Source organism: Paenibacillus aceris, assembly GCF_017874035.1.
GTDB lineage: Bacteria > Bacillota > Bacilli > Paenibacillales > NBRC-103111 > Paenibacillus_E > Paenibacillus_E aceris.
Genome location: NZ_JAGGKV010000001.1, coordinates 483,665 through 499,727 on the forward strand (window position 1 = coordinate 483,665; position 16,063 = coordinate 499,727).

The 16,063-nt window shown below is 47.0% G+C and carries 16 protein-coding genes; 5 read left to right on the forward strand and 11 right to left on the reverse strand.

Translation table 11 applies throughout. The annotated features are described in order from the left end of the window. Positions 1–7 precede the first annotated feature (7 nt). From gntK to J2Z65_RS02385, 5 genes are all read right to left on the reverse strand, one after another. Positions 8–1,579 (reverse strand): gluconokinase, encoded by a 1,572-nt coding sequence (gene gntK, locus J2Z65_RS02365; RefSeq protein ID WP_209855711.1) that lies wholly within the window; start codon positions 1,577–1,579, stop codon positions 8–10. Then, entirely contained in the window at positions 1,576–2,847 is a 1,272-nt protein-coding gene (locus tag J2Z65_RS02370; protein WP_167063988.1) for a nickel pincer cofactor-dependent isomerase, group 22, read from the reverse strand. Before J2Z65_RS02370 ends, gntK begins: the two co-directional genes overlap by 4 nt. Before the next feature lie 18 nt (positions 2,848–2,865). Next, entirely contained in the window at positions 2,866–3,870 is a 1,005-nt protein-coding gene (locus J2Z65_RS02375; RefSeq protein WP_167063985.1) for a LacI family DNA-binding transcriptional regulator, read from the reverse strand. Between the two features lie 261 nt (positions 3,871–4,131). Next, on the reverse strand, positions 4,132–4,728 hold the full coding sequence (locus J2Z65_RS02380) for a hypothetical protein (RefSeq protein ID WP_167063982.1): 597 nt from the start codon (positions 4,726–4,728) through the stop codon (positions 4,132–4,134). A 216-nt stretch (positions 4,729–4,944) separates the two neighbouring features. Further along, entirely contained in the window at positions 4,945–5,181 is a 237-nt protein-coding gene (locus J2Z65_RS02385) for a DUF6953 family protein (RefSeq protein WP_167063979.1), read from the reverse strand. A gap of 230 nt (positions 5,182–5,411) precedes the next feature. Here J2Z65_RS02385 and J2Z65_RS02390 point away from each other — a divergent pair, with 230 nt between their 5' ends. Next, entirely contained in the window at positions 5,412–5,504 is a 93-nt protein-coding gene (locus J2Z65_RS02390; protein ID WP_167063976.1) for a YjcZ family sporulation protein, read from the forward strand. Between the two features lie 110 nt (positions 5,505–5,614). On the opposite strand, the gene J2Z65_RS02395 is transcribed toward J2Z65_RS02390, so the two are convergent. From J2Z65_RS02395 to J2Z65_RS02405, 3 genes are read right to left on the reverse strand one after another with little or no spacing between them, the layout of a single operon-like run. Further along, complete coding sequence (locus tag J2Z65_RS02395) at positions 5,615–6,769, reverse strand: ABC transporter permease (protein ID WP_167063973.1); 1,155 nt, start codon at positions 6,767–6,769, stop codon at positions 5,615–5,617. After that, complete coding sequence (locus J2Z65_RS02400; protein ID WP_209855714.1) at positions 6,762–7,946, reverse strand: ABC transporter permease; 1,185 nt, start codon at positions 7,944–7,946, stop codon at positions 6,762–6,764. The genes J2Z65_RS02395 and J2Z65_RS02400 overlap by 8 nt, the downstream gene beginning before the upstream one ends. A 12-nt stretch (positions 7,947–7,958) precedes the next feature. Further along, positions 7,959–8,894 (reverse strand): ABC transporter ATP-binding protein, encoded by a 936-nt coding sequence (locus J2Z65_RS02405; RefSeq protein ID WP_167063968.1) that lies wholly within the window; start codon positions 8,892–8,894, stop codon positions 7,959–7,961. A 185-nt stretch (positions 8,895–9,079) separates the two neighbouring features. Here J2Z65_RS02405 and J2Z65_RS02410 point away from each other — a divergent pair, with 185 nt between their 5' ends. Then, positions 9,080–10,210 carry a sensor histidine kinase gene (locus tag J2Z65_RS02410; RefSeq protein WP_167063965.1) on the forward strand — a complete coding sequence of 377 codons (1,131 nt, stop codon included), beginning with the start codon at positions 9,080–9,082 and terminating at the stop codon, positions 10,208–10,210. A gap of 22 nt (positions 10,211–10,232) precedes the next feature. Next, positions 10,233–10,901, forward strand: a complete 669-nt coding sequence (locus J2Z65_RS02415; RefSeq protein ID WP_167063962.1) for a response regulator transcription factor — start codon at positions 10,233–10,235, stop codon at positions 10,899–10,901. Between the two features lie 4 nt (positions 10,902–10,905). Here J2Z65_RS02415 and J2Z65_RS02420 read toward each other — a convergent pair whose 3' ends face one another. Next, on the reverse strand, positions 10,906–11,757 hold the full coding sequence (locus J2Z65_RS02420) for a stalk domain-containing protein (protein WP_167063959.1): 852 nt from the start codon (positions 11,755–11,757) through the stop codon (positions 10,906–10,908). A 193-nt stretch (positions 11,758–11,950) separates the two neighbouring features. Between J2Z65_RS02420 and J2Z65_RS02425 the strand changes: the two genes are divergently transcribed. Continuing rightward, positions 11,951–12,583 (forward strand): YktB family protein, encoded by a 633-nt coding sequence (locus J2Z65_RS02425; protein WP_167063957.1) that lies wholly within the window; start codon positions 11,951–11,953, stop codon positions 12,581–12,583. A gap of 114 nt (positions 12,584–12,697) precedes the next feature. After that, positions 12,698–13,384, forward strand: a complete 687-nt coding sequence (locus J2Z65_RS02430) for a hypothetical protein (protein ID WP_167063954.1) — start codon at positions 12,698–12,700, stop codon at positions 13,382–13,384. Positions 13,385–13,541: 157 nt separating this feature from the next. Here J2Z65_RS02430 and J2Z65_RS02435 read toward each other — a convergent pair whose 3' ends face one another. Together J2Z65_RS02435 and J2Z65_RS02440 are read right to left on the reverse strand one after the other, a co-directional pair. Further along, positions 13,542–14,714 carry an MFS transporter gene (locus J2Z65_RS02435; RefSeq protein WP_167063951.1) on the reverse strand — a complete coding sequence of 391 codons (1,173 nt, stop codon included), beginning with the start codon at positions 14,712–14,714 and terminating at the stop codon, positions 13,542–13,544. Positions 14,715–14,748: 34 nt separating this feature from the next. Beyond that, on the reverse strand, positions 14,749–15,996 hold the full coding sequence (locus J2Z65_RS02440; RefSeq protein WP_167063948.1) for an MFS transporter: 1,248 nt from the start codon (positions 15,994–15,996) through the stop codon (positions 14,749–14,751). Positions 15,997–16,063 lie beyond the last annotated feature (67 nt).

A 16,063-nucleotide genomic window follows, 5' to 3' on the forward strand; every position in this document is an offset into this window, starting at 1 on the left:
AAGCTATTTATGATTGAGGGCTCCGAAGGTGCTGACCTTGAAAGGCGGTTATCGCGTCGAATTGATCTTTTAACTGATGATATACGCTTGTATAAATAGATGTCAATTGTTGATATACGCGATAATTGCTTTCATTCACCTCATGAGCCGTTCCAACCTGAATCCAATTGTGCGCATGGGCTAAATCGTCAATCTCACCCATGGCAAGTAAACCAAGCAATGCAGCCCCGATTCCCGAGCTCTCGATTGAATCAGGTACCGTAACCGAAGTTCCCAACATATCCGTCATCATCTGGCGCCAGAATTCAGATCTGGCAAAACCGCCGGAAGCACGGATCACTTCCGCAGGTCCCATAATCCGCTCAAGCGACGTTGCGACGGCTTGGATAGAGAACATGACGCCTTCCAGCGCCGCGCGAATCATATGCTTCTTCTGATGGCTAAGCGAGAGGCCGAAGTAAACACCTCGAGCGTTCGCATTCCAATACGGTGCGCGTTCACCGGACAGAAGCGGCAAGAACAGAAGCCCGTCAGATCCTGCACTAACCTGTGAAGCCAGCTCCGTCAGGTAGTCATAAGGATCCATCCCTTGACGGCGTGCCTCTTCGGACTCCGCGGTAGCGATTTGATCTCTCACCCAACGGAAAACGATTCCGCCGTTGTTGATCGGTCCGCCGACAACCCAAAATTTCTCTGTCAGCGCATAGCAGAACAGCTTGCCTTCCGGATCGGTTTGCGGTTTTGTCACAACGCTGCGCACTGCCCCGCTGGTGCCGATGGTGACGGCGACGACACCCGGCTCGAAAGCGCCGACTCCGAGATTCGCCAAGACGCCGTCGGAGGCGCCGACGATAAACGGCGTGTCTTGGGCCAAGCCCATTGCTGAGGCATACTCAGCGCTTAGGCCCTCTACGCGATATGTCGTCGGAACTAGCTCCGAAAGCTGTTCCGGCGTCACGCCGGCTTGTCCTAGCGCTTCAACATCCCAATCCAGGTTTTCGAGATTGAACAATCCCGTTGCGCTGGCGAGTGAATGGTCAATCAGATAGCGGCCAAACAGCTTCGCGAAGACATACTCTTTGATCCCGATGAACTTGTGCGTTTCTCTCATCAGCCCAGGTTCGTTATCTCTGAACCACATGAGCTTGAGCAGCGGGGACATCGGATGGATCGGCGTGCCTGTCCGGGAATAGATCTGCTGCCCGAGACCGCTGCGCTTTAATTCCGCCGCATACATCGAGCTGCGGTTGTCAGCCCACGTAATACAAGCCGTCAGCGGCTTCGTGTTGTTATCTACTGCGATGAGGCTGTGCATAGCCGAGCTGAAAGAGACGCAGAGCACTTGGTCAGGCGTAACGCCAACCTTGCGAACGACTTCGCCAATGCCTTGCACGACCGCATCAAAAATTTGATCCGGATCCTGCTCAGCCCGATCAGCAGTCGGGGTGAAGAGAGGATATTCAATGGAATGAGATCCAAGAACTTTCCCCTCGCGTGAGATGACAAGCGTTTTCGTACTTGTTGTACCAATATCAGCCGCAATGATGTATGGCTTGAGGGTACTTAATTGGTCTGTCATTTGCTAATATTCCCCTCTGCGTCGAATGAAAGTTCATAAGGTTCTGTCAAAATTTCAATATCCGGATGAACGCGTGCTGCGTCCAGTAAATTCACAGAAATTTCAATTTCGCCGAGGTGGAGCGTATCTTGAATCCTAACCAGCTTACATGTCGTATAATCTAAAATATTACACGTTTTCACGGCAGCCTTAATGGCATAAAGGTCATTTTCCAACGTAGTAGCAATCTTCGTTGGCGCACATACCGTGGACGTTAACCCATTAGCATACGTGAACTCCAGGTTTGTTTTGTCCACTAAACGCTGTGTCGTAAAATCTGCTGTTCCCACGCCATTCGCGTTCCCTTTGGTTTCCGGTGTCAAGTCCAGCACGACCATTTTCGCAACATCCGGTCCTCCGTGTGCGTAAGGCGTCGGATAACGGCCAGTAACGTTAGGGTCCATCCCGTCGCCGCTTATATTTTTGCCAATATAATCAATGACTAGCACATCAATTTCATCGAACAAAATTTTCGGCAGGCGCGCTTTCGCCTCAATCAGAAGCTTTTCTTCACGCTCTTCTATTTCAGCAGCCGGCAGCACTTCTACACGGCAAGTTTCGTCGTAAGCATTTTCCACGAGAGCTACACCAAACACGATGGGAAGCTTCTTGATCATCAAATTGGCCATCGCCGGCACATTCTCAGCCATATATTTAAAGCCAAGCTGATGGCAGGCTTCGGCGCCTTTTTGCTTCCCAAGTCCGATCGCAATCATCTTCATGATGCCGCTCTCAATACGTCCGCGGAACGCTGTATGCGGCTTCACACGATTAATAACGACAATAGCATCTGCTTCAGAAGCGATGCGGTCCACATAAACAGGCAAACCGTTAGGCAGCTCGTCAATTTTCACGACTTCCATAGAAGATCGAATCGGAGCGCCCATTGTTGCTTCCGTAATGCCAAAGTGCAGCAGCACTTCCGTTTGTCCTTCAGCTGTCGCGCCGCCATGGCTTCCCATGCAAGGCACGATAAATGGGAATGCGCCTTTTGCCTTAATCGCATCGATCGTCGTTTTAGTAAACCCTGCGATATTCGCAATCCCTCTGCTTCCTACGGCAACAGCCACTTGTTGGCCTGGAAGAATGGTCTCCATCACGCCGCTGCTGACTAGCTTATCCGCTAATTCCTGCTCTGGGTTTTCCAAAATCGTACGGTCAAACTTCTGGCGAATTTTAACCATTTGCGGGATCGGAATATCTTTTAACAGCTCTCTCAAAATGCTCATCGACTATTCCCTCTTTCTTTATGTTGACAGCTTCTTTACGGACTCCCGCACGACGAGCTCTGTCTTCAAAAGCACTTGCTCGGTTTCGTGCTGCTTATTTTCAATATTTCCAAGGAGCCGTACAGCGCCTTCTTTACTAATTTGCTCAATGGGCCTGCGGACGGTTGTTAAGGATGGCGTTACGTAGGCAGCGAAAACCGTATCATCAAAGCCGACAACTGAAATATCCGCTGGCACCTGCATCCCTCTTTCCGATATCGCTTTCATCGCCCCTAACGCCATTTCGTCGTTGCAGCTAAAGACCGCGGTGGGCCGTTCATCTAATGCAAGAAATTGCTGCATCGCTTTATGCCCGCTCTCCAGATCATACAAGCCAGGCATTCGGTAAACGGACGGGATGCTCAGGCCGTAATGCTTCATGGCTCTTTCGAAGCCGTCTTTCCGGTTCTGAGCGGATTTGAAGCCTTTGCGGCCCTCAATTAGCGCAATGCGCGTATGGCCTTGTTCGATTAAATAAGAACACGCCAGAAAAGCGCCCTGTTCTTCGTCAGAAAGAATATTTAGCACGCCTGCCGTAGAGACTGGCCTGTTGAGGACGACAAGCGGAATGCCTTTACCTGCAATATGCTCGATAATGGACTGATCATCATCGCTTTGGGAGACAACGATAATCCCGTCAAAGCTTTTGCGTGTAATCGATTGAAAACTTGTGTAGTCATCGATACCTTTGACAATCAGTTGGTACCGGTCCTGAATGACCGAGTTCACACCGCGGATTGCTTCATAGAAGAAACCGGCAGAAGTTCCATTACTCAGTGTGGTAAAGAACAGTCCCAAATTATACGAACGATCGAGCACTAGGCTCTTGGCGTTATAATTGGGCGTATAATCCAACTGTTCGGCTATAAGGCGGATACGCTCTTTCGTTTCTTCTTGAATAAGCGGACTATTATTGAGCGCTCTGGAAACAGTGGTATGAGACACACCTGCAAGCTTAGCAATATCCTTAATGGTTACGCTCATTCGTTCACCTCTACTAGAAGCATATCATAATAATGCACACGTTAACAATAGTCTTTTTTAAACAAAAAAAACTCCCTTCTCAGGGAGCATCCTATCGATAGTTTAAACAAAAAACGCAGGTAAATACGGCTTATTCTTTTCCAGCACTTCAATCAACCGTGTTTTACAAGTCTATTTTCGTTATTCATCCTCAAGAAACACAAAAGAGAGTCCGTATGTATAAATACAGGCTCTCTTCTTATTTAAATCCACTATTCATTCTCACATCTCCAATAAGAGCATTTCTTGACGCATTTCAATCAGCTTTGTTTTACTCTCCATAATGGCTTTGGCATCTCCCGATGCGATTGCATCTTGTAAGGTGGCGAGTTCATAATCGAGTTCCATGCGTAAAATGGGAATACGCTCATCAGTACGCTTGGATCGCAGCGCTTGCATGACTTCTTCTACTGTCACGGCTGGCTCCTTCTGATACAGCACTTTATGTTCGATGCCGCTAATTTCGACCATGCGAATAATTTCCCCGAACATAATATTCTCAATGAGAATTTGCCGATCTTTAAATCTTTTGACTACGGCATGACCGCGTGTATCACCTATTAGTTTTTCCATCATTTCCGCGAGCTTTTCATCTTTGAAGGAATAATTGCCCACAATTTTATACTTTTCACCGATTCGCTCAAACTTCAGCTTGATCAGCTTACGTCCTGTACGAATGGAAATGATGAACTGCAGCTCGCTTTCGTTCCAATACAGAGAATAACCTTCCTGAATGAGCGCTTTAATGAAGTTCCGGATTAGCCGGCGATCAAATCGTAACTCTAGGTTGCAGTACTCCACTTCATGACTCTTACTCACGGCAATCCCCTCCATAATTGGTGCTTTTGTTTTATTTAAATATTCAGACAACTTATCTTCTTATCCTTATCTTATTATGAATTCTATGTTTTAGCAACTTGGATTATTGACATTTTTTTAAGGAAAAACGTACAAAAAAAGCTGATGCCTGTTTGAACGCGGCTTCAGCCCAGTAAGTAAATGGAAGGCACATTCTGTTATGCAAAGTTGCCCCGATTAATGCCATCCCCAGAAAAATCCATCGCGTTCCCAAGCTGCTCTGCCGCCATGCAATTTCTTGAAAATTTTCTTGACCTCTTTGGAAATCGCTTGATTTCCGTTTTCATTCACATAAATAAAGGATTCCCCATAATGACGGATAATATAGTCAACCGCTTCTTTCTGGTGCAAGATCCCCGCAGACTTCAACTGATCCAACATCCACACTGCAACTTCGTTCGCCGTAACGGCCATTATTTTTCTCTCCTTATTCCTACTCGTACTGGAAATGCCAGACCGTGTCCAACATTTTGAAGCAATCATTCCATTGTAGCACATTTTCCTCTGAAATTATCGATCATATAGGTACAGGAGCACAATCACTCCAACCCAAGCCCACCTGCCCATTCCTTCTTATGGGTAGCACCATATGCTAGCACTGTAAGACAAACGAACAGATTTTATAAACGAAAGGGTGATTTTGAATGGGTCACGCAGCTGGTGGTTATAATTCTGCAGCAGCAATTTTGGTTCTATTCATTTTGTTAGTTATTATCTCTAGTGCCTTCGTTATCTAATTCACTTCAAATACGAAAGGGCTGTCTGGCATGATGCCAGCAGCCCTTTATTCAAGTTCATTCTTTAAGAAAAACCGTCTGCTCAACATTCTTTCTCATTGAATCCGTGGCTAGCCCACCTCCGCATCCTCGGGTTTTAATATGACCGTTCCAACTCCGAGAAGAATCAAGGCAAACAAAGTGAGTACGCCCATGTGCATCCACATCTGGGACAGAGAATGCCCCGCAGCCATTTGCTGGATTGCATCAATCACCCATTTCTGAGGAACGAAGTTGGCGATCTTCTGCATCCATTCCGGCATTAGCGAAATGGGCCAGAAACAGCCGCCGAGCATGCAGGTTGGGGTCACGACCAAAGAGTTGATCAGGCCCATATTTGATACGTTCTTCACCATGCCGGCAATCGCGCTGGCAATGCCCATGCTAGCTAGCAAAAAAAACTCTAACATGACAAATTGTGAGAAGAAAGGCAAGCCATACTCATAGTTGGTCACATAACGGGTAACGATCAAGATAACAAGCACTTGCAGCGTTCCTACCAAAAAGCTGCCTATAAAATTGCCGAGCATAATTTCAATAGAGCGAACCGGTGCCGTAAAAGTTCTCGCCATCGTCCGCATTCTTCGATCTTCCATAATGACCGAGATCGTGTTATTGATGACTCCCATCATGAACATCAGCATGAAGCCGACAACCAGATGCATATTCGGATTCACATACAAATTCAAATCCGTGACATGCGCTTTTACTTGGTGTTTCTCCATCTGTGTAAGGGTCTTTTCCATCGCTTCCTGAAGGGATTTATCCTCAAGCCCTTGCTTTCGGTGCACATCCACCGTTCCTTGATACCCGGAAAGAATGCTGTCCAGCGTTATTTTCAGCGTAATTGTAGCCTCGCTTACACTCAGTTGATACATATCGACTTGCGGTGCGGTACCCTTCAAAAGCGTTTCGCTAAATCCTTCCGGTATGATGAACGCGCCTGAGGTTTTTTGCTTTGTCACACTTTCCTTTAAGTCCGCTCCAGACGACTGTTCCTGCAATCTGTAATCTGGCAGCAGTTTTAGTTCCTGCAACAAATGAGCGCCGAAAGGCCCCTGATCCATGTTGATATAAGCGATATCAATCCGATGTTCTTGCTGCTGGCCCATGACACCGATGATTAAGGAAACCACACCTGCCGGAATAAGCAGATACATCAGGAAGCCCTTCTTCTGCAAAAGCGTGCGACGAAGCATGTTATAAGCGATAAACAAGCTATTCATGATATCCCGCCTTTCGGTAAACAATGAAGGAAACGAGCAGTAATCCGCAGCAAATGCAGCCCAAGACGAACAGATGATGGAGTAAGACTGAGAATTCACTGCCGAGAATTATACGAAACATACTTTGCATCGCCCAGTAATTCAGTGTGAAATCGCCGAGTTGTCGCAGCAGACCATCAGGAAGAGGGGTGAACCCCCCGCTTAGGAAAGACATAACGAGAATCATCATTTGGAAGATCGTCGAAATTCCTTTTGACGATTTGACAATTAAGGCAATCAAGACTGCGAGGCTCATGGATGCCACGATAACAAAGAAGCAAACAAGCGCCAGCATCCCATAAGAGGTTCCCCAATCGACGTGATAAAAGAAAACCGTTGTCGCAACGATAATCGCCGCTTGGCAAATTGCAATGAACGCGTTCCCGAGCACTTTGCCGAGCAATATTTTATATTCATGAATAGGCATGGCATTAAGCCGGGATAACGTATGCTTATCTTTCTCGCCTTGAAGACCCATAGCCGTGGACAAACCGGAGTATAACAAAAACATGACAAGCATGGAAGCTGCGTAATACTGCATGGCGGAGTATTGGGAATTGGACGCCGTCAGATTGCCTAATCTTACATGAGAAGAGGCTCCTGATACACTTGCTGACTCGGCCCCGCCTTGGTTCTGCAAGTGAACTGCCGCCTCCGGCCCCGTCGATATCGCGACAGACTGCCTTTGGTTCACGTTATCCAGAAAAGAACGCAGCACCATTTGAGCCGTCAAATTCTGCTCATAGTTGTTACCGAGAATCATCTCCCACTCCGCTTCTTTCCCTTCCATTACACGGGTACTGAAATCGCTCGGGATAATAACGGCAAACTCTGAGTCACCTGTTTGAAGATGTTTGACCGCTTCCTCCCGCGACTGAACGTCTGTAACTTGTATAATATTCCCCAGCTGGGAGGAATGAAGAAAACCGTCGATCGTAGATTTTAGAGCGCCAGAATCAGCCTGCACAACCTCCACTTTAACAGGTTTAATCATTCGATCCTCTACCTTGAAAGCGCCTGAAAGCGCAGAGCCCAGTATGAATATAAGTAAAAGAGGCATGACAAACTGAATGACCATGACATACCTCATGCGCAGCATGCGCACGATTTCATATTTGGCAATCGTCCATATTTGCATTGCACTCTCCCCCTAATCCCGCAAAGTTCTGCCGGTCAACGACAGGAATAAGGCCTCTAAATCCGGCTCAACCTGCGTGAGCGATTGAATTTTCACATTGTGTTTGGATAAGATGAACAGAATATCTTGCAAATAAGCTTGCGAGGAGCCGACCAACAGCTCCAGCGTTTGTTCCTGGACGATAACCTGTTTGATTTTCGGATGTTCCCGCAGTTCCTTGACCGCTTCGTCCGTTACATTTGCTACCTGCAGCATGATCTTATTGTCCTGCGCGACTTTGCCGCGAAGCTCATCTTGCGTACCGCAAGCGATCAGATGTCCATGATCCATAATGCCGACACGCGTAGATATCGCGGCTACTTCCTCCATGTAATGCGAGGTGTAAATAATCGTTGACCCCATGCGGTTCAAGGTTTTGACTGACTCCAGAATATGGTTCCGGGATTGGGGATCGATACCCACAGTGGGCTCATCCATAATAATCAGCTTAGGATGATGCATGATCGCGCAAGCAATATTCAATCTCCTCTTCATTCCCCCTGAGAAGGCGTTCGGCTTATCATTCGCTCGGTCTGACAAACCGACAAATTCAAGCGCTTCCTTCACCCGGCTCTGCAGCAGATTGCCTCTTAAACCGTACAGTCTGGCAAAAAACGTAACATTTTCCCTCGCGCTTAAACTTTCAAAAATAGCAAGTTCCTGCGGAACAAGACCGATGAGGCGTTTCACCTCCAACGTATCCTTCGCAACCGAGAGACCGCCAACAATCATTTCTCCCCCGTCCATTTTGAGCAGGCCGCTTAGCATTTTGATCGTCGTGCTCTTACCCGCTCCGTTTGGGCCTAGCAGTCCAAATATTTCACCTTCCTGAATGGATAAATTCAAATGATCTACGGAAATTTGATTGCTGTATTTTTTGACAACATTTTTTATTTGAATAAAACTCATAAGATCCACTCCCTTTTCCCTACTAGCTCTTATTACACTCATTGTACCTTTAAGAAATCACTTCAACAGGTAGAATAAGTCATTTTACATAGGTGACAAAAGTCATAAACACATCGTTAAGCATATAAACCCGCTTGTCAATTATGCTATAATTTGGCTACACGCTTGCAAAGGAAGGGAATCGCTTGCTGCCTTTATTGCCTTTTACCCGCTACGCCCTCATTCTCATTCCAGCGATTGCTTCGATGTATCTGGAAAGCTACGTGTCCAATGGAACGTATGTATTCTTTATTCTTCTGTTTTTTTGGGTCGCAGAGCTGCGTAGAACGATTTTCAAAAAATCCGTATGGATGCTTCTCATTGAAATCGGATTCGGCGGATGGTTAAGCTATCAATATGACGGTTTATTATTCATTCTCTTTTACTCTACACTGTTGACTTATCTCAATACTTTTCATCGTCATATCCGTTACTCTTTCTTAGGTATTCAGTTGGTCCTATTAAACATGAGTTTGCAGGCCCAACCAAGCAGCTATTATGTGATTGCCAATCTATTATTATTTGCCCAGTCGCTGCTTTTGCTGCACATGCGCCGGGTCGAGCAAAACAAAGTGGATATCGAGCTACTTTACGATCAGCTTCGGAGGCAGCATTACGAGCTGGATGAAGCTCGCATGCAGCTATTGGATTATGCCAGACAGGTTGAGAATATCGCGCAACTGGATGAACGGAACCGAATTTCCCGAGATATTCACGATGATCTGGGACACCAGTTGATCCGTCTCAAAATGATGATGGAAGCCGCCCTGCGCATATTGCCAACCCAAATGGACAAAGGCATGGAGATGTTAACTTCGGTGCGTGACCAACTAACAAACAGCATGGAGCTGCTGCGCTCAACCGTACGCAGGCTGAAGCCGGACGACGATTCGATGCAGACCTTTACGCTTAGCCGGCTCATCGAAGGATTAACGAAGGAGAAAGGCATCTCCATTGAAGTTGACATTCAGGGAATGCCCTATGTCTTGTATCCCAGTCTGGCGTTTATTCTATACCGCAACGCCCAAGAAGCCATCACGAATGCGATTCGTCACGGCGGAGCGACTGCCGTACAAATTCAGCTAATCTATGAAACCAAGCAAATTACAATGAACGTTTCGAATAATGGGAAAACCCCTGTGGGTGAAACCATCAAAGGACTCGGAATGACAGGCATGGAAGAGCGCAGCAAGCTCATAGGCGGTCAGCTTCATGTCGCGATCGAGAAGTCATTTACCGTGACGACGATCCTGCCTACTTTTCGCCAAACGCAATAATACAGAAAGGGTTGACACCTTCATGATTCATGTCCTTATCACCGATGATGATCCATTCATACGAGAAAGTTTAAAATTAATTATCGGACTCGACGACCAAATCACCGTGGTCGGAACGTGCACACATGGCGATGAAGCACTCGCTTTTATCCAGAGCGGCGTGCAGGTCGATGTTGTCTTGATGGATATTAGAATGCCTGTTTGCGACGGCGTTGAGGGTACGCTGAAAATCAAACAAGCGAATCCGGCAATCTCCATTCTGATTCTGACGACGTTCGACGACGATGAGTTTATTGTGCAGGCGCTGAAAAACGGGGCCAGCGGCTACCTGTTAAAAAACATATCGCCGGACCGCATCATTCAAGGTATCAAAACAGTTGAACAAGGCAATCTGCTCATTCACCCCGACATTGCTAAGAAATTAGCAAGCTTCATCAGCCCAAGCCCAAGCCCAAGTCCTAACCCGCCGACACTAACTACACTCCGAGAGTATGGATTAACAGCCAGCGAACAAGCGGTCGTGGAGAAAATCTCCGAAGGCTTATCAAATAAAGAAATCGCCCAGGAGCTTTTCCTGAGCGAAGGTACGGTAAAAAATTATATAACGGAAATTCTCAGCAAACTAAATCTGCGAGACCGCACGCAAATTGCCATTTTTTATTTAAAAAAACAAGCAGGCGCGAACGGCTAGTTCCCTAATTTCTAATCTTCTCGACCTGGATATCCTCCTTGGAAGAGCTGCCAACAACATAATCAGGCTGATTATTGATGCCGTTAACTTGAGTCAGCTTGAGCGTTGTGCGGTAGTAATGACCGTTTTCTGACAGTAAATAGCTGTATGTATTGAGCTCAGGCAGCGCATCGACAATAATGGGACTCGTCGCAAACTGTACCTTATCAAGCTCATAGTATCGGAAGCTTTCGACGTAATCATTAATTGCTTTCCGCTTAACAGGGTCCTTCTCACCGATAATGGTGACGGCATCATAGTTCGCATACGATATTTGCGGGGGATTGTTCCCCCAGACTTTCTTCAGTTCATCCTCACCTACATACAGTTCCTCCGAATATTTCTCCTTCGCTTTGCGCATTCCCGCCGTTTTTACACCCATTCGTTCCACATCCGTTAAACGGTAATAGGCCTGCTCCGTCATATTCGTCAGCACCGGATAAGTGGCACCGAGATAATCGAAGTACTGGACAATAGGATATTGGAACACAATATTTGTATAATTCGTTTCATTCCCCTCCTCAGGCTGCCCAGGATTAATACGGGGATTAATATAAATCGTTTTGGTGCTGTCCTGCCAATTGACGACTGCTCCCAAGTAGCTTCCCAACTCTTTCACAGGTAAGTAACTGCTATTGTTATAAATTAACGGTGGATTCGCCAACTTTACCTGCTGCCCGTTTACAACCACATTGAAATCGCTTCTTAAATAAGCATCCACACGTTGCAGCACATCTTGCGCGTAGACGCCCGCCGTAAAGCATGTTCCCATTAAAGTACCCAGTATCGTGATTTTAGTCCATTTTTTCATTTTCATTACTAGAGTTCTCCTGTCTTTCCTGTATGATTTATTCCACATGTTTCGGCAAACTCCTATATTTTCCTGCTTTTTCAGACAAAATAAGACCTTCTTCCTACTTCTTTTTCTACAAAACTTGCGAATCATTGCAGATAGTACTAATTTAATTTAAAATAATTGAAAAACGTAAGTGAAATGAGGCAGACCGACTATGAGTTTTACCGGATTTACACAACATGATTTTGATACTTTCGCCATTGAGGGCTTAGAGGGTCGAATGGAAGCTATTCGCGAGCGCATTCAACCAAAATTTAAAGCGTTAGGAGATTCATTGACACAGGATCTCTCACTTTTGTCCGGAACCGAAATGTTCCTTCACATTGCCAAGCATCTGCGACGCAAAATAAATCCTCCTGTAGACACCTGGATGGCAATTTGCCCTAACAAAAGAGGTTATAAACAAGTTCCTCACTTCCAGGTCGGCCTTTTTGATGACCGGGTGTTTATCTGGCTTGCACTCATTTACGAACTGCCGAATAAAAGCAATATCGCCACATCTTATATGAATCAGATCGACCGCATTCGAAAAGATATTCCTGCTGACTTCGTCCTTTCCTTCGATCATATGAAAAAGGATGTCACCCCTCTTGCTGACTTGGACCGCAGCGGCTGGAACGAAGCGTTGATTCGTTTCCGCGATGTCAAAAAAGCAGAGCTGCTGATCGGCAGAAACCTTCATTTCCAAGATCCCGTACTAACGAAGCCCGCCGAATTTGAAACGCTGATTAAGCAAACGTTCGAGAAACTTATTCCGGTATATCAGCTGGCTGTCGACGCGAAATAACTCGAAACGTGGAAACTTTTATGTAAAACTAAGGTAAATTTAAACTAAAATTAATCCCTCCTGCACAGACTATGTTCTGTAATTCCAATTAACTGGAAAGGAGGTCATATTCGCATGAACCAACCTTATATGAAAAAGCTTCTGGTGACTACCATGGCTCTCTCATTTGTTCTGGGAGCAAGCGTGCTCCCTTCACTGTCTGCTTCGGCAAACGCTCCCTCCGGAGACTCGCAGGAAATCGTTTCTTTGCAGCAAAACGATGAAAAAGGCCATGGGCATCGCAACCGCAAATGGCCGATTATCGAGGAGTCCGCGTCCGTCATTGGCGTTGACAAAGAAGTGCTTGTGAAGTCGCTTAAGAGCGGTAAGAGCATTGTCGAAGCAGCCGCTGACAAAGGGATTAGCGAAGCCGACTTAACAGCCAAGCTCCAGCAGCTCCGCACCGGGAAGATTGAAGTTGCCGTCAAAGACGGCAAGCTGACGGCCGACCAAGGCGAGCATATGAAGCAAAAACTTGGCGAGCATTTAAAGTTCATCCTCAACGAAAAGAATCTGCTTGACAGCCATGGCAAAAGCAAGTGGCACCGATTCGGACTGAAGCCCGACACGGAAAAACTCGCCAAGACGCTCGGGTTGAGCAAGGATGAATTGCATGCCCAGCTCCGTTCGGGCAAATCGCTTGCTGAAATCGCTCAATCGAAAGGCATTTCCAAAGACAAGCTGGTTGCGTCAATCAAGGAACAGTTAACCCCTTCTATCGAGAAATGGGTTGACCACAAGAAAGATACGAAAACTAAGTAATAAGCGTACAAGAATGAGACTGCTCCGCTATCGTCATTGATAGCTTGGACAGTCTTTTTACTTTCCGCTCATGCTTTAGTCCGTTAGCTATGCAGAAAAAAAGCTGTACACCTGTCTTCCCTGTTGAGAAGGCCAGTGTACAGCTTTTTTATTTGTTCTAGGCAGTTTGCTGTTGAACGCGTGTCTGACGGTCGACAAGCACGAAGCGCTGCAGCAGCAGGATCGCTGCCAAGCAGAGCACGCCGCCGATAATAAACGGCAACGAATGTGCAATGGCGAACACTGCTCCGCCAAGGAGCGGGCCGGCAATGCGGCCCAGGCTGTCCATGGAGGAGCTGAGGCCCGTTGCGACGCCCTGCCCGACTTTCGTCCGCTGTGTAATCAGCGACGTCACACAAGGGCGTATGAGCGCGTTGCCCGCGCCGAATACCGACAAGTAAATCGCAGCGGTTACGACGCTGCTGGAGTACAGCAGCAGGAAGAAGCCCGCTGCCGACAGCAACAACCCGATGCCGATCACCTTCTGCTCGGCACCCTGCTTGACCAATCGGCGTACGACGCCGCCTTGAATCAAGGCTCCGACAATGCCGCTTGCAAGAAACATCATGCCAATATCAAATGGCGTTGCGCCGATCTTGTCCATTTGGTAATACTGGAGCGTCGCTTCCAAGCCAGCGAGCGTAAATGAAACGAAGAAGGACAGCACATACAAATACTTGGAAGCTCCCGAGAACGCTGTCCATCTGGATGGCGCTTTTTCCTTCACAGAGGTTCGCTTATTTGCCGGCAGTGATTCCGAAAGAATAGCGGCAGCAAAGAGGAACGAAGCAAAAGCCAACACCGAAGCGGCGAAGAATGGCACGTAAGTCCCCCAGCGGCTTAATATACCTCCAAGCGCAGGTCCGAAAATAAATCCTAAACCGATCGACATGCCCACCATCCCCATGCCTTTCGTCCGATTCTCGGCTGTGGTGATGTCCGCCACGTAGGCGACAGCACAAGCGGTTGCCGCTCCTGAGAACAGGCCTCCCAGAATGCGGGACACATACATCACCCACAGATGACCGTTTGCGAATCCGAAAATCAAGAAGCTAATACTAAAACCTAACAGCCCAATCAGAATAATGGGTCTGCGTCCGATGCGGTCCGAGATCCCGCCCCAAATCGGTGACATAAGAAAGGAAGCCGCCGAATAGACCGATAACAACAACGCGTTATGGTACTCAGAACCCGCCCCCTTCACAACCTCCGGCAGTATGGGGATGATAATGCCAAAACCTACGAAAATGGTCATCAACAACAACATGATGATTCCAATCTGTTTATTCATGATGCTTATTAGCCTCCAAACAAAACATTTTACCTTATCGTACCATACCTTTTTTGGGGATGGAAATGAACATTTGAAGAACAAGCAGCAGCACCAACACTCCCCCGCTCATCAAAAATGGCGCATGATAGCCATACACATCCCACAGTTTGCCGGAAACGATCGGCCCGACGATCATGCCTAGCCCTTCGATTGTCAGAAAGAAACCCCAAACGGCGCCTCTTTTCTCGGGCGGAATGGCCGATGCAATAAGCGCATTCCAAGAAGGTATGATAAAAGCGTAGCCGATTCCAAGCAACGCAACCAATACGTATAGTATGGTCATAGATTTAGCATACGTAAACAGCAATAGGGCCGCGGCGCTTATTGTAAAACCCGTGATCAAAAATGGACGTATGCCCCGGCGATCCACCCATTTTCCCATTGGTACCAGGCAAATGACAGTAACGGCTCCTCCTGCAACCAGAAACATGCTGTATTCGAGAGATGAGAGCTTAAGCACTTCTTTTGCATACAGTGTAAGAATAGGTGTCAATATACCAAGCGCAAATGTCTGTGCGAACATGGCTGGAAACATCAGCGGGCTAACCGACATCGAGCGCCTTACTTCACTTAAGTAAGCCGAAATTCGCTGCATGAGCGGAGCTGCTGCTCGGCTGCTGTGCATCACAGCCTTCTCCGCACTTTGACTCGCCTTACTTTTTCTTGGCAGGAACAGCGCCACGAGCACCACCACCGTCATACAGGCAATCAATAAACGAAATGCGGTCGTATAGTGATTTTCGCCTACAAAAAAGTTAATAGCGACCGGTCCGAGGCCAACACCCGACAGCCACGCCATGTAAACGACGCTCATTATTGTGGCTTTGCCATCCTCTCCGGCCACCTCCGTCGTTCCTGTAATCACACAAGGCCATAACGGAGCCGTACCAAAGCCAAGCATCGCACACCCAACAATCATCCATATGTATTCGGACGTCGTAGCGATCAAGACCACCGAAATAAACGTCAAAAGCACACCGGTAAGCATGGTCGTACGGTAACCCAACTTATCTATAATCCAACCAACGGGTGTGCGCAGTACATTATCACCGATATATTGAGCCGCAAGTGTCCAGCCAATAATAAATGCAGACGCGCCGAGCCCTGTTTTCATATAGACCGGCAGTATCGTAATCAGCAGCGCACCCTTCACAAATTCGACGATAAACATAATAATTAACAATTCGATCACAAATGGCGAAAATAGCCGGTTTTCCCGCCATTTTTGCATCCAAATCATAAGATTTCTCCTTAATAGGCTGTATTTTAACAATTGCTGTTAGTTTTTCCCCAATTGGCACAAACTA